The 13,433-nt window shown below is 72.0% G+C and carries 11 protein-coding genes; 3 read left to right on the top strand and 8 right to left on the bottom strand.

Features of this window, described 5'->3' with window-relative positions:
* The first annotated feature begins 103 nt into the window (after positions 1 to 103).
* Entirely contained in the window at positions 104 to 226 is a 123-nt protein-coding gene (locus EV378_RS36815) for a hypothetical protein (protein WP_279389660.1), read from the top strand.
* 155 nt (positions 227 to 381) lie between these two features.
* Complete coding sequence (locus EV378_RS23795; protein WP_132432661.1) at positions 382 to 1,161, top strand: isocitrate lyase/phosphoenolpyruvate mutase family protein; 780 nt, start codon at positions 382 to 384, stop codon at positions 1,159 to 1,161.
* Between the two features lie 206 nt (positions 1,162 to 1,367).
* Here the strand turns inward: EV378_RS23795 and EV378_RS23790 are convergent, their stop codons facing one another.
* From EV378_RS23790 to EV378_RS23770, 5 genes are read right to left on the bottom strand one after another with little or no spacing between them, the layout of a single operon-like run.
* A complete protein-coding gene (locus EV378_RS23790; RefSeq protein ID WP_132429654.1) occupies positions 1,368 to 3,020 on the bottom strand; it encodes a GMC family oxidoreductase in 1,653 nt (550 codons plus the stop codon).
* Between the two features lie 7 nt (positions 3,021 to 3,027).
* Entirely contained in the window at positions 3,028 to 3,672 is a 645-nt protein-coding gene (locus tag EV378_RS23785; protein WP_132429653.1) for a gluconate 2-dehydrogenase subunit 3 family protein, read from the bottom strand.
* Positions 3,673 to 3,701: 29 nt separating this feature from the next.
* Positions 3,702 to 5,225 (bottom strand): aldehyde dehydrogenase family protein, encoded by a 1,524-nt coding sequence (locus EV378_RS23780; RefSeq protein WP_207908843.1) that lies wholly within the window; start codon positions 5,223 to 5,225, stop codon positions 3,702 to 3,704.
* A gap of 49 nt (positions 5,226 to 5,274) precedes the next feature.
* On the bottom strand, positions 5,275 to 6,675 hold the full coding sequence (locus tag EV378_RS23775) for a phenylacetate--CoA ligase family protein (protein ID WP_243653737.1): 1,401 nt from the start codon (positions 6,673 to 6,675) through the stop codon (positions 5,275 to 5,277).
* Between the two features lie 2 nt (positions 6,676 to 6,677).
* Entirely contained in the window at positions 6,678 to 8,381 is a 1,704-nt protein-coding gene (locus EV378_RS23770; RefSeq protein ID WP_132429652.1) for a thiamine pyrophosphate-binding protein, read from the bottom strand.
* Between the two features lie 231 nt (positions 8,382 to 8,612).
* Between EV378_RS23770 and EV378_RS23765 the strand changes: the two genes are divergently transcribed.
* Positions 8,613 to 9,287, top strand: coding sequence for a GntR family transcriptional regulator (locus tag EV378_RS23765; protein WP_132429651.1), 675 nt, complete (start codon positions 8,613 to 8,615; stop codon positions 9,285 to 9,287).
* A 9-nt stretch (positions 9,288 to 9,296) separates the two neighbouring features.
* Here the strand turns inward: EV378_RS23765 and EV378_RS23760 are convergent, their stop codons facing one another.
* The 3 genes from EV378_RS23760 to EV378_RS23750 all read right to left on the bottom strand — a co-directional run bounded on the left by EV378_RS23760 (position 9,297) and on the right by EV378_RS23750 (position 12,566).
* Positions 9,297 to 10,394: a pyridoxal-phosphate-dependent aminotransferase family protein gene (locus EV378_RS23760; protein WP_243653736.1), complete on the bottom strand. Its 1,098-nt coding sequence runs from the start codon at positions 10,392 to 10,394 to the stop codon at positions 9,297 to 9,299.
* Positions 10,395 to 10,411: 17 nt separating this feature from the next.
* Positions 10,412 to 11,020, bottom strand: coding sequence for a DUF4190 domain-containing protein (locus EV378_RS23755; RefSeq protein ID WP_132429650.1), 609 nt, complete (start codon positions 11,018 to 11,020; stop codon positions 10,412 to 10,414).
* Between the two features lie 508 nt (positions 11,021 to 11,528).
* Positions 11,529 to 12,566 (bottom strand): methionine synthase, encoded by a 1,038-nt coding sequence (locus tag EV378_RS23750; protein WP_279389681.1) that lies wholly within the window; start codon positions 12,564 to 12,566, stop codon positions 11,529 to 11,531.
* Between the last annotated feature and the right edge of the window lie 867 nt (positions 12,567 to 13,433).

Raw genomic sequence — 13,433 nt, 5'->3', positions numbered from 1 at the left:
GTCGCGGACCACGGGCGCGACGTCGTGCCGGTCGGCGCCACCGCCGTCGTCCACTGCTGGGGACCCGGTTGCAACGGCGCGACCCGCGGTCGCCCGGCTCGGCGTGCCGGTCAAGGAGATGATCGGCGGCTTCGAGTGGTGGGTCCGGGAAGGACTGCCGGTGTCCGGCGACGACGGGGAGCGGCGGCCGTCGCCGGACCCGCCCGTCGCCGTCGTGGACGAGTGACTCACGCGTCCAGGAAGAAGAGAGGGCGTCGGGAGTCCCATGTGGACGAGCCCGCCGACGCCGACCCGCCCCAGGGCAACGACGACCCGGACCGCCTCGGTGCGCTCGGCCGGCTCGGCCGGGCGGTCCCCCGGCCCCCGGCCTACGGTGACCACATGACCTCCACCGCCGAGAAGGCCACACGGCTGCAGGAGCTGCACGCCGCACCGGAGCTGCTGCTCGTCGTCAACGTGTGGGACGCGATCACCGCGAAGGTCGTCGCCGAGACGACCGGGACGCGGGCGCTGGCCACCCCGAGCCACGGCATCGCCGCCTCCCGCGGGTACGCCGACGGCGAGAACATCCCGCGCGACCTGATGATCTCCGAGATCGGGCTGATCGTGCGGACGGCGGGCGACCTGCCGGTCACCGCCGACCTGGAGGCCGGCTACGGCGACCCGGGCGGGACCGTCACGAAGGCGATCGAGGTGGGTGCCGTCGGCTGCAACCTGGAGGACCAGGCCAGGCCGCTCGACGAGTCCGTGAAGGCGGTCGAGGCCGCCGTGGCGGCTGCGCAGGCGTCGGGTATCGACTTCGTGCTGAACGCGCGCACCGACGTGTTCCTCAAGGCGGGCGACCGCGACCCCGACGACGTGCTGGCCGACGCCGTCGAGCGCGGGCGCGCCTACCTGGACGCGGGCGCGTCCAACTACTTCGTGCCCGGCAAGCTCGACGAGACGCAGGTCGGACGCCTGGTCGAGGCACTCGGCGAGCGCAAGGTCAACCTGATCGGCATCCCTGGCTCGATCCCGCTCACCCGCGCGCAGGAGCTCGGCGTGTCCCGGGTGTCCTACGGACCGTGGAGCCAGAACGTCGCGCTCACCGCGCTGGCGAAGCTGGCCGAGGACGTCTACGCCGGCGGCGGCCTGCCCGCGGACACGCGCAAGCTGAACTGAGCCGCCCGCCCCGCCTCGCGCCGCCCCCTTTCCACTCCCCTCCGCGCCCGGCGCCCAACCGCGCCCGGCGCCCGACCGCGCCCCGGCGCCCCTCCTCTCCGCACCCCTCCCCTCCGCGCCCCCCTCCGCACCCCCTCTCCGCGAACGAACGGCACCTTCGAGCAATGTGATTGCCCGAAGGTGCCGTTCGTTCGGTCAGGGGTGGGTCACATCTCCGGCGCGTCCGCGTTCGACGGCGTCGTCGTCTGTGCGACGAGTGCGTCCCAGTTGCGCAGGATGTACTCGCCGGTCCGCTGGGACAGGGCACCGATCGTGCTCGTCGGGTTGACCGCGCCGCCCGTGGTGAGCGTGCTGCCGTCCACGACGAACAGGTTCGGCACGTCCCAGGTCTGGCACCACTTGTTGAGCACCGAGTCGCCGGGGTTGTTGCCCATCCGGCAGGTGCCCATCAGGTGCCAGGCCGGCGGCGGGTAGAGCACGCCGGTGTCGTTCGTCTCCACCGCACCCACCGCACGGGTGGCCTCGAAGATCTTCTCGATGCCGTACTCCGCGAGCGCGACGTCGTTCGGGTGCAGCTCGTAGTTGACGTGCGCGGCCGGCAGCCCGGACGAGTCCTTGACATCCGGGTCGAGCGTCACCGTGTTCGTCTCCACCGGGAGGTCCTCGCCGAACATGAAGACCATCAGGTGGTTGGCGAAGTGTCCGTCGAAGAACTCGCGGTGCTTCTCGCCCCACGGAGCGGTGTAGCCGGTGTGCGTGCCCATCGCGGCGTAGGCCGGTCCGAAGCTGCGCGCGACCTGCATGCCGAAACCGTTGACGAATCCCCGGTCCATGTCCGTGTGGTAGAACTCGTGCGAGTAGAGCGGTGCTCCGAACGCGCCCTTGAAGCCCTCCACCGGCTCGTCGAACCACGAGTCGCAGAACGCGAACACGTGGTGCATCAGGTACTTCCCGACGATGCCGTTCGAGTTCGCCAGCCCGTCCGGGTGACCCTTCTGCGCGCTCTGCAGCAGCAGGCGCGGCGAGCCGATCCCATTGGCCGCCAGCACGACGATCTTGGCCCGGACCTCGTGCCGGTCGCCCGTCCTGCGGTCGATGTAGGTCGCGCCGGTGGCCTTGCCGCCGTCGGCGTTGATCGTCTCGACCCGGGCGAACGTCCGCAGGTCGGCCCCGTGCCGGATGGCGAACGGCCAGTGGGCGTTGGCCGGCGTGGACAGCGACCCGGTCGGGCTGCCGGACAGCTCGTTGCCGGTCGCCTGGTCGGCCTTCCGGTTCTCCCGGTCCACCGTGATGATCGCGTTGTCGGACGGCCACCAGTGCCAGGCGAGGTCGCGCGACGCCTTGGCGTACTTCAGGCCGAGCTTGCCGGGCAGTACCTCCGGGTCACGGACGGCCTGCTTGCGGTCCGGGTAGGACGGGTCGCCGATCCGGCCGGAGATGCCGTAGATCTCGTCGTTCTCGTCGTAGAACGGGGCGAGGTCCTCGTAGGAGATCGGCCAGTCGATCGTCCCCTCGAGACCGTGCTCGGTCCCCTTGCGGAAGTCGACCGGCTTGTAGCGCGGCCAGTGCCCCGCGTAGTGCACGGTGGACCCGCCGACGTTGTTCATCATGTACGGCGTCGTGGTGCCGGTGACCGGGTAGTCCTCCGGCAGCTGGCGCACGTTCGGGTCGTAGGCCCACCCGCGCTGCTTCTCCAGCTCCCACTCGTCGTGGTAGTGCGGGTGCTCGTTCGGCTGGACCCAGGGGCCCTGCTCCAGGCACACCACGTTCACGCCGGCCTTGGCCAGCTTGAGCGCGATCCCGGCCCCGCCGGGGCCCGCCCCGATGATCAGGACGTCGGTCTCCTCGTATGCGGCCATGCGTTCCTCACTTGGTCCAGGTGAGCTTGGAGAGGTCGACGCGCACGACCTCGTCGGTCTCGAGGTAGGAGCCGTTCTCCTCGGCCTGCGCGAGCAGTTCCTCGTCCCACGGCTCCGTGGTCTGCAGGTAGCCGTAGGGCAGCGGCGGGCCGTGGTAGTCGCGGCCGGCAGGCAGGTTGTCGTTGATCGCGAGCGTGACCCGCGGGCGCGAGTAGTAGCCGTAGTAGACGAGCGCCCGCAGCTGCTCGAACAGCGGGTCCTCGGCGTTCTCCAGCGAGGCGATCGCGTTGGTCCGGAACGTCGTGTCACCGTCCACGAAGGACTGCCCGAGCTGGTCGAGACCGGCCTTGAACTCGTCCTCTCCTGCGAACGGGAAGTGCTTGTTCCGGTACCCGCTCGGCGTCACGTAGCGGCCGACGAACTCGACGATGCCGATCTCGCTCGCCGTCGGCCACTTCGGGTCCGGCGGGATCATCGTGTCCGCGACGGCCTTGATCACCTGCGCCTGCAGGTCGCTGAACGAGATCGGGTGCAGCAGACCGCCGATGCGGGGCCGGCCGACCTCGAAGAAGCCGCCCGCCTCTCCCGGGAGGGCGGTCCCCTCCGGCGCCCCGAACGGTGCGGGCGCCTCCCCCAGTGCTGCGTCACTCATGGTGGTGTCTCCTGTCCTGGTCGAAGGGCCTACAGCGGGGCACCGGGCCACTCGGTCCCGGCCCGCAGCGAGTCGTCGAGGTTGATGGACACGTGCTTGACCTGCGTGTAGCCGTGGACGGCCTCCAGGCCCTCCTCGCGGCCGGTACCGCTCTGCTTGTGCCCGCCGTGCGGGGTCATCGGCAGCTCGCCGAACCAGTCGTTGATCATCACGCCACCGACCTGGAGCCGGCGGGCGGTCGAGAGCAGGCGCTTGATGTCGCTGCCCAGCAGCACGGCGAACAGGCCGTACGGGCTGTCGTTGACGGCCTCGACGAGCTCGTCCTCGGACGACCAGGTGATCACCGAGGCGACCGGCCCGAAGATCTCCTCCTGGGCGATCCGCGCCGAGTTCGCGACGTCGGTGAACACGGTGGGCTCGACGAAGAACCCGCCCTCGTCGGTGCCCTCCGGACGGCCGCCGCCGTAGTAGAGCGTGCCCTCGCTCTTGCCGACCTCGATGTACTCGCGGACCTTGTCGTACTGGGTCTTCGAGATCAGCGGGCCCATCTCGACGCCGTCGGCGAACCCGTCGCCGATCGTGGCCTGGTTCAGCCTCTCGGTGAGCGCGGTCAGGAACTCGTCCTTGATGTCCTGGTGCACGAACAGCCGCGTCCCGGCCACGCAGACCTGACCGGCGTGCGAGCAGAAGCCCTGCACGGCGGCCTCGACGGCGTCCTCCAGCCCGGCGTCCGGGAACACGACGGTCGGGCTCTTGCCGCCGAGCTCCAGGTTCACCTGCGCGACGTGGTCGGCGGCGAGCTTGGCGACCTCCTTGCCGGTGGCCGTCGAGCCGGTGAACGTGATGCCCGCGACGTCGGGGTGCGACGCGAGCGCCGCGCCCGCCTCGCCGCCGTAGCCGGTGACGACGTTGAACACGCCGTCCGGGAAGCCCGCCTCCTTGACGAGCTCGGCGAACTTGAGCGCGGACAGCGACGTGTCCTCGGCCGGCTTCACGACGCACGTGTTGCCGAGCGCCAGCGCCGGCGCGCAGGAGCGGACGAGGATCAGCAGCGGGTAGTTCCACGGGATGATGTGCGCCGTCACGCCGAGCGGCTCGAGCAGCGTGAACGACAGCTTGTTTCCCGGGACCTCGATCTGGCGGCCGCCGACCTTGTCCGCCAGGGACGCCCAGTAGTCCAGCCAGATCGGGATCGCGCCGACCAGCTCCTGGGCCTTGGCCAGGTAGTGCCCGGAGTCCAGCGCCTCCAGGCGGGCCAGCTCGTCGGCGTTCTCGGTGACCTTCTCGGCCAGCGCCCGCAGCAGCGCGGCACGCCCGAGCGCGTCCGTGAACTGCCAGTCGACGGCGACCCGCTTGGCGGCGGCGACCGCCTTGTCGACGTCGGTTCCGTCGGCGCGGGGGACCTGGGCGATCGTCTTCCCGGTGTTCGGGTCGACGGTCTCGAACGTGCCGCCCGATCCGGCCGGGACGAACGCGCCGTCGATGAACATCGACGCGTGCTCCGCGGTGCGGGCGTCCTGGTCCACGGTGAGCTTCTGCTCCGTGGTCGTCATTGACCTTCTCCTCGTGCTCGGATCTGAACGTGGGGGAGAGCGTGCGCGGCTACTGCTTCTTCGTGTGCTCGCGTTCGTCGACCACGCGGTTGGCCTTGTGCTCGCTGCGCTCGAACGTGTCCTTCTCGACGACCTCGACGCCGACCCGCAGCCCGACGACGCGGTGCAGGCCCGACGACGCGGCCTTCTCGAACTCCGAGGTGTCCGAGCCGTCGTACTCGGCCCGGACCTTGATCTCGTCCATCGAGCCGGTGCGGGTGACGATCACCCGGTGCTCGCCGCCGTACCCGGAGATCTCGCGCAGCACGTTGTCGATCTCCGTCGGGTACACGTTCTCGCCCCGGATGTGGATCATGTCGTCGATCCGGCCGTAGACCCCGACGGGCATGCTCGGGTACGTGCGCCCGCAGCCGTTCTCCTTCATCTCCCAGCGGCTGAGGTCCTTGGAGAGCAGCCGGATCATCGGCTGGGACGTGCGCTCCAGGTGCGTATAGACCGGAGTGCCCTCGTCGCCGTACGGGACGGCCTTGTAGGTGTCCGGGTCGCAGATCTCGTGGTAGACGATGTCCTGCCAGAGCAGCATCCCGTCCGGGCTGCCGTCGGTGGCCGACGCCGACATGAACGGCGTCATCTCGGCCATCGTCCCGCAGTCCACGACGCGCGTGTCGAACGCCTTCTCGATCTTGTTCCGCACCGCCGGGACGGACGCTCCCGGCTCGCCGGAGAAGAACATGATCTTGATGCCGAACTCGCGCGGGTCGACCTTCTCCTCCTCGGCGACCTCGGCCAGGCGCAGCGCGTAGGACGGTGTGGCGTAGAACGCCTTCGGCTGCGTGCGGGCGAGCCAGCCGAGCGCCCGGCTGGTCATGCCGGAGGCGCCCGCTCCGTACGGGAACACCTTGCAGCGCAGGCGTTCCGCGCCGGACATGGCACCCCAGGAACCGAGGTAGAGCGAGAACAGGGCGGACACGAACACGGTGTCACCGGGGCGCACGCCCATGCCCCAGAGGATCCGCGCGTGGTTGTCCGCGATCACCTCCCAGTCGCGGCGGCCGATCGCGAACCCGGTCGGGGTCCCGGTGGTGCCCGAGGTCCCGTGGATGTGGTGCACCTCGCTGTCCGGGATGCACCCGTAGTCACCGAACGGCGGCGCGTCGATCTGCGCCTGGCGCAGCTCCTCCTTCACGACGACCGGGACCTGGGAGAACGCCTCCCACGTCGTGATGTCCTTGGGCTCCAGCCCCGCCTCGTCGTACTTGCGCTTGTAGAACGGCGAGTTGTCGTAGGCGTACTGGATCACCTGCGGGAGCCGCTCCAGGATCGCCGCGTCGCGCTCCTCCGGATCCATGGTCTCCCGGTTCGGGAACCAGTACGGGCTGTCCGGATCAGGGAGGTACTCCTGGTCGTAGCCCGCAGGCCAGTGCCACTCCTCCATCGCGTCGCCTGCCATGATCAGCCCTTCCTCCGCTCGACCTCGGCGTCGTTCCACGGTGTGAGCGCCTGGTAGTCCGGGACCCAGCCGAGCCCCTTGCCCGCATCCGGCGACGGCGCGTCGCGGCTGGTCACGACGTCGATCACGGCCGGCGCGTTGTCCAGCGCCCGCTTCAGGGCTCCTGCCATCTGGCCGGGCTCGGTGACCCGCTCGCCGTGCGCGCCGAGTGCCTCGGCCAGCGCGGCGTAGTCGTTGTGCTCCAGCTCGGTGCCGACGACGAGCCCGTAGTTCTCGGCCTGGTCGTAGCGCTCGATGTTCCAGGCGGAGTTGTTCGAGACGATCACGACGATCTTCGCGCCGTGCCGGACGGCCGTGTTGACCTCCATCGCGTTGATGCCGAACGCGCCGTCGCCGGTGACCGCGATGGCCGGCCGGTCCGGGTTGTTCAGCGCCGCCGCGATCGCGAACGGGACGCCGACGCCGAGGCAGCCGAACGCGCCCGCGTCGAGGTACCGGGCCGTCGACGGGATGCCGAGCCGGGCGAAGGACAGCAGGTCCCCGCCGTCCGCGACGACCGTGGCGCCGTTCAGGTCGACGTCCTGCAGCGCGGCGAAGATGTGGTTCGGGTGCATCAGCCCGTCCTCGCCCGCCGGAGCCGACGCGAGCTTGTCCCGGTAGCCGTCGAAGCGCTCCAGGTGGGCCGCTCGCAGCTCGTCCCGCCAGGCCGGGTCGCCGGACGTGGCGTCCGCGAGTGCGTCCAACGTGGACGGCACGTCGGCGAGGATCTCGACGGCGCCGCGGCGGTTGTCGTAGAGCTCGCCGGCCGAGTCGGAGATCCGTACGAACGTGGCGTTCGGGAACGCAGCCGGTGAGCCGAAGCCGAGCTGGTAGTCGAGCTGGCGCCCGACGGTGATCACCAGGTCGGCGTCGCGCATGACGCGGGAGCGCAGCGCGCCGACGACGGCCGGGTGGTCGGGCGGGACGAGCCCGCGGCCCTCCTGGGTGTCCAGGTAGGCGGCGCCGGACGCGTCCAGGAAGCGGATCAGCGCGTCCCGGGCCGGTCGGGCGCCGCGGCCGGTGATCACGGCGACCTTCGACGACTTTCCGACGAGCGACGCGATCGCCGCGACGTCGTCGGGGTGCGGCAGCGAGCGGTGCTTCGGGCGGGGCGTGAGGTGCTCGTCCAGCACGGTCGCGGGGGCCGGCGTCTCGCGCAGCACGTCGGTCGGGATCTCCAGGTAGACCGGGCCCGGCTCGCCCGCGTCGCCCAGCGCGCGGGACCACCCCTCGTCGAACTCCCGCAGGACCTCGTCGTGCCAGCGCAGCGTGCGCGACTGGCGGGTGACCGGCGCCAGGATCTCGGTGTGCGGGATGTCCTGCAGCGGGTGCTTGTTCGACTGCGGCCGCGGTGGGCAGCCGCCGATCAGGATCAGCGGGATCCGGGAGACCGACGCGTTCGCGACGGCGGTGACCGTGTTCGTGACGCCGGGGCCCGCCGTCGCCAGCGCGACGCCCATCTCGCCGGTCAGCTCGGAGTGGGCGTGCGCGAGGTGCACGGCGGCCGCCTCGTCACGGACGTCGACGATGGACACACCGAGGCGGGCGAGCTGGTCCCATATCGGCTGGATGTGCCCGCCCTGCAGGCCGAACACCCGCCGGACCCCTCGTTCGTGCAGGAACGTCGCGATCAGCTCCGCGACGGTTCTGGACGGATCCCCGGTCATGCACTGCTCCTCACTGAGCGACTCACTGAGCGACATCGGTGTTGCAGGTCCACACTCGGAGCACTCCCGGCTCCGGGGTGACGTGGACCACCAACCTGCCGCATACTGAATTCAGTAGTCAAATCGAAGCGGCACATCCGTCCGGACGGCCCACCCGGCCGACTATCCTGATCCCGACACCGGTGCACGAACGAGGTCGGAGGGGCGAGTGTCGTACGGGGAGGACTGCGGATGACCGCGCTTCCGACGCCACCGTCGCGCGTGCAGCAGGTCTATGACGCGATCGTCGACGACATCTGCACGGGACGCCTCGCCCCGGGGACACGGCTGCGCCAGGAGGAGCTGGCCGACCGGTTCGAGGTGTCGCGCCAACCCGTCCAGCAGGCGTTGTTGCTGCTGCGCAACCAGGGGTTGCTGCGCGAGGTCGGCCGTCGTGGCGTCGAGGTGGCCCCGGTCGACGCGGAGTTCGTGCGCCAGCTCTACGGCCTGCGGGCCGTGCTCGACGGCTACGCGGCGCGGTCGGCCGCCTTCGAGGGACTGACGCCCGAGGTGCGCATCCGCGGGGAGTCGCTGGTCGAGGCCGGACGGCAGGCCGAGCGGGACCGCGCGTTCGCGCACATGGTCACCGCCGACGTGGACTTCCACCGTTTCGTCATGGAGCAGTCCGGTAACCCGCTGCTGCTGGAGAGCTCCGGTGTGATCTGGCAGAACGTGCAGCGCGTGATGAGCGAGGTCCTCTACCGCGGTGACGCGCCGGCCTGGGTGTGGGAGGACCACACCGCGATCCTGGACGCCATCGTCGACCGCGACGGCGACCGTGCCGAGCGCGTCGCCCGCGACCACGCCGAGCACGGCCGGCAGCTGATCCTCGAGGCGCTCGAGGGTGTCCGTTCCGCGACGAGCTGACCGCCCGGCTCAGCCCAGCACGTCGCGGATCGCACCGAGGACGGTCGCGACGGACCGGTCGGTCGCGTTGTGCCCCATCAGCCCGATCCGCCAGGCCTTCCCGGCGAACTCGCCGAGCCCGCCACCGACCTCGATGCCGTACCCGTCGAGCAGGCGACGCCGCAGGGGTGCCTCCTCCTTGCCGGACGGCAGCGTGGTGGCGGTGAGCTGCGGGAGGCGCGCCTTCTCGTCGGCGACCATCCCGAAGCCGAGATCGGTGAGCCCGTTCTGCAGCGCCTTCCCGACGCGCTCGTGGCGCACCCAGGTCGCCTCGAGTCCCTCGTCGAGCAGCCGCCCGAGTCCGGCGTGCAGCGACGCGGCCAGCACCGACGACGCCGTGTGGTGATACACCGGCGGCGAGGCCTGGTAGTACTGCTGCAGCAGGCCCATGTCCAGGTAGAACGACGACACCGGCGTGCTCCGTGCCCGCATCCGGGCCACCGCGCGCTCACCGAACGTCACCGGGGCCAGCCCCGGCGGCGCGCCGAGACACTTCTGCGAGGCCGAGTAGCACGCGTCGACACCCCATGCGTCGACCTCCAGCGGGGTGCCGCCGAGCGCGGTCACGGCGTCCACCAGCAGCAACGTGTCGGTGGAGGCCAGCTCGGTGCCGAGCGCGGCGACGTCGTTGCGCACGCCGACCGATGTCTCCGCCGCGACGACGGCGAGCAGCACCGCATGCGGGTGCGCACGCTGGGCGGCGAGCAGGTCACCCGGGTCCAGCGGCGTGCCCCAGGGCGCCTCGACGCGCACGATCTCGGCGCCGAGCCGCATCGCGACCTGCACGAGCCGTTCGCCGAAGTAGCCGTTGACGCCGACGACGATCGTGTCGCCCGGCTCGAGCAGCGACGCCAGGCACGCCTCCATGCCCGACGAGCCGGTCCCGGAGACCGGAAGCGTCAGCTCGTTCGCGGTGCGGAACACCGCCCGCAGCCGGTCGGAGATCTCACCGACCAGCGCCAGGTAGGCCGGGTCGAGATGGCCGAGCACGGGACGGGTGAGCGCCTCGGTCGCCTCGGGGTACGGGTTCGAGGGCCCGGGGCCGAGCAGGAGTCGATCGTCGAGCACGACCCCGACCGTAGCCGCTATCGGACGAGCACGGGGATCGGTGTCCGCTCGATGAGGTCCTGGGCGGATCCGACCCCGACCACGGCGAACAACGACAACCATGTCACGCAGAGCGCCAGGCCGACCGCGGACAGCACGATCCCGGCCACGGCGACGACGGAGTTGCGGGCCGAGCCGGCACGCACCCGTCGCAGACCGACGAACCCGAGTACCAGCCCGAGGATCGTCACCGGCCACACGGCGATCGCGATGAACGGCACCAGCGCCAACCCGATCCCGACGACACCGGCGACCAGCGCGAGCGTCCCGGGCAGCCCACCCGGCGCGAGCCGGACCTCTGCCGCCTCCTCCTCGCACGGCAGGTACGGGTTCTGCCCGGCGAACTCGTCGTCCTCGTCGCCGACGGGCTCACGGCCTCCGTCGGCCTGCCTGCGGGGACCGAACGGCCACTCCCCGAAGCCCGGTCCGATCGGTCCGGTCTGCTCGACCTGCGTCGACGTCACGTACTCCCCCACGGTCCGCGGTCGCGGCACCGGCGGCAGCGACGACGGCCCCGAGGGCAGGCTGCCGTCGGAGTCGTCGGGCCGCGCGTGGCGGCCGGGCCGGGGTTGCTGCGACGTGGTCACGCCCATTACGTCGAACGGCGCACCGGCGTGTTAGAGCAGATCGTCAAATGTGACGATCCCGACGCCCGACACCGGTGCCGCATCGCGAAACGTCCGGCACCGGGCTCGGAGGCCCAGCGCTCGCAGGCGGCGTTGCCGCCCGTACGAAGACGCCCGCGGCCCGTCACCACTGACCACCTGCCGGGGCGGCCGCCGCCCGGCGGCGGCGGGGCGCCGAGCACGAGCGCGGCGACCGGGTCGGCGACGTCGGCGTGCCGGCCCGTCGGTATGAGCTACGGGCGGCGCCGTGCCTGCGAACGCCTGGATATCCGCCGAGTCCGGCGCCACCGTCGCGCGACACGGCACTAGTGCCCCGTCCAGAAACGTTCGGCACGGAACTCGGCGGCCCAGGCGCCCGCCGGCGGCGTTGCCGACCGGGCCGAGTACGCCCGGTACGAGGCCCGGCCGGCGCCTTGCCGGCGAACGCCTGGAGCCGCCGATTTCGGCACCGACGTTCCTTGACGGGGCACTAGCCGTCTCCGGCCTCCGGCGGGACTTCGTCCGGGTCGGCGAACGCCGTGCCGAGCTCGCTGGAGAGTCCGAGTGCGCGGCGCGCCCACTCGGGCGTCGCGCCGGCGAGCCCGCAGGCGGGCGCCGGGAGCGCGAGCCGGGCGAGTCGCTCGCGTCCGAACCCGAGACGGTCGGCCAGCTCGAACCCGGTGCGGGCCAGGTCGCCGATCTCCGGCTCCGGCGCGGGGGCGGTGGACGGCAGCATTCCCAGCATCATCGGGATGCCCGCGTCCCAGGTCTCGCCGATGGCGTCCAGCGCGGCCGGGATCGCCGTACCGCCGGAGAACGCGGGGCGGGTCGCGTCGATCCCGACGGCCGCGGCGCCGGTGGAGGCGAGCAGCCGGATCGGCGGGCGGTCGGCGCAGCAGTGCACGACGACCGGCGCGCCCAGCCCGGCGATCACCTCGCGCAGGCGGTCCGCGGCGTCCGGCCCGCGGACCGACCGGACCGTCCCGTACCCGGACGCGGTCGGCAGGATCCCGGCGATCACGGCGGGCAGCGACGGCTCGTCGAGCTGGACGAGGACCCGCGCCCCGGTCCGGGCGGCGATCTCCTCGACGTGCGCGCGCAGCCCCTCGGTGAGGCTCGCCGCGAACTCGGCGACGGCACCGTGATCGGTCAGCACCCGGTGCCCGGACGCCAGCTCGATCGACGCCGCGAGCGTCCACGGGCCCACGGCCTGCACCTTCACCCACGCCGAGCCGATGCGGTCGCAGGCCTCGTCGAACGCGTCCACGTCGAACGCGAGCAGATCGGCGGCCCTGCGCTTGTCCCGGCCCGGCCGCGCCGTGACCCGCCACCCGGTCGGGACGACCTCGGTCGCGATGTCCACCAGCAGGCCCGCCGTGCGACCGATCATGTCCGCACCGACCCCTCGGGCGGGCAGCTCGGGCAGCGCGGGCAGGTCCGGCGTCTCGCCGGTGACGACGGCCGACGCCTCGGTGGGATCGGTGCCCGGCATCGAGCCGACACCGGTTCCGACGCCCTCGGGCCACAACTCCGGTGGTGCGACGGGCTCGTCGGGCTCCGGGTCGACGACCTCGATCGTCGGCTCCGGCGGACGCGTCTCACCGGGCCGGACGTCACCCAGCCCTGCGGCAGCGAGCGCGGCGGCCAGGGGATCGTCGTCAACACTCACGGTGCCGAGTCTCCCCCGGCCCGACGGAACGGAACTCACGGCCCCCGGTTCCCCCATCACGCCGCCCGCGCCCACGCCCCCCACCGCAACCACACGGCCCACCGCAACCACACGGCCCACCGCAACCACACGGCCCACCCCGACCACACCGGCGACGCCGGACGCCGGACGCCGGGCGCCGGGCGTGCCGGGCGTGCCCCATCCCGAACGAACGGCACCTTCGGGCAATGTCGTTGCTCGAACGGCACCCTCGTTCGGGGCGGGCGGGGATCCGGCGCGGCACAGCAGCGGCGCGCGGGGCACGCGGCGGGGCACCGCCCGCGGTGGCTCGGCGAGAGATCAGCGAGCGTGGAGGAATGCGGCCGCCAGCTGACGCTCACGCTCCTCAGTCGACGATCATGCTCCTGCCGCGTCCGGACTATCTGGTCAAGCCGTTCTCGCCGGGTGAGCTGGCCGCCAGGGCCCGGTCGGTCCTGCGCCGCTCCGCCCCGCCTCCGGCCGCGGAACCGACGACCGTCGCCCGGCGGCGTCCCTCCGGCCCCCCGCGGCGCCCATCGAACCCAACGACGCCCGTCCAACTCAACGGCGTCCGCCCAACCCAACGACGCCCGCCCCGGCTTGACGGCACCCGCCCAACCCAACGGCGCCCATCCCGGCTTGACGGCACCCGCCCAAACCCAACGGCGCCCATCCCGGCTTGACGGCACCCGTCCCGGCCCAGCGGTG

Origin of the sequence: Pseudonocardia endophytica, assembly GCF_004339565.1 — a bacterium.
Classification (GTDB): domain Bacteria; phylum Actinomycetota; class Actinomycetes; order Mycobacteriales; family Pseudonocardiaceae; genus Pseudonocardia; species Pseudonocardia endophytica.
The sequence above is the reverse complement of the archived record's forward strand: the minus strand, read 5'-3'. Positions and strand labels throughout refer to the sequence as shown.

Bases quoted from the DNA above. Each gene is read 5' to 3' on its own strand.
- EV378_RS23770 (WP_132429652.1), bottom strand. From the start codon at position 8,381: ATGACCGGGGATCCGTCCAGAACCGTCGCGGAGCTGATCGCGACGTTC.
- EV378_RS23780 (WP_207908843.1), bottom strand. From the start codon at position 5,225: ATGACGACCACGGAGCAGAAGCTCACCGTGGACCAGGACGCCCGCACC.
- EV378_RS23795 (WP_132432661.1), top strand. From the start codon at position 382: ATGACCTCCACCGCCGAGAAGGCCACACGGCTGCAGGAGCTGCACGCC.
- EV378_RS23785 (WP_132429653.1), bottom strand. From the start codon at position 3,672: ATGAGTGACGCAGCACTGGGGGAGGCGCCCGCACCGTTCGGGGCGCCG.
- EV378_RS23790 (WP_132429654.1), bottom strand. From the start codon at position 3,020: ATGGCCGCATACGAGGAGACCGACGTCCTGATCATCGGGGCGGGCCCC.
- EV378_RS23765 (WP_132429651.1), top strand. From the start codon at position 8,613: ATGACCGCGCTTCCGACGCCACCGTCGCGCGTGCAGCAGGTCTATGAC.
- EV378_RS23775 (WP_243653737.1), bottom strand. From the start codon at position 6,675: ATGGCAGGCGACGCGATGGAGGAGTGGCACTGGCCTGCGGGCTACGAC.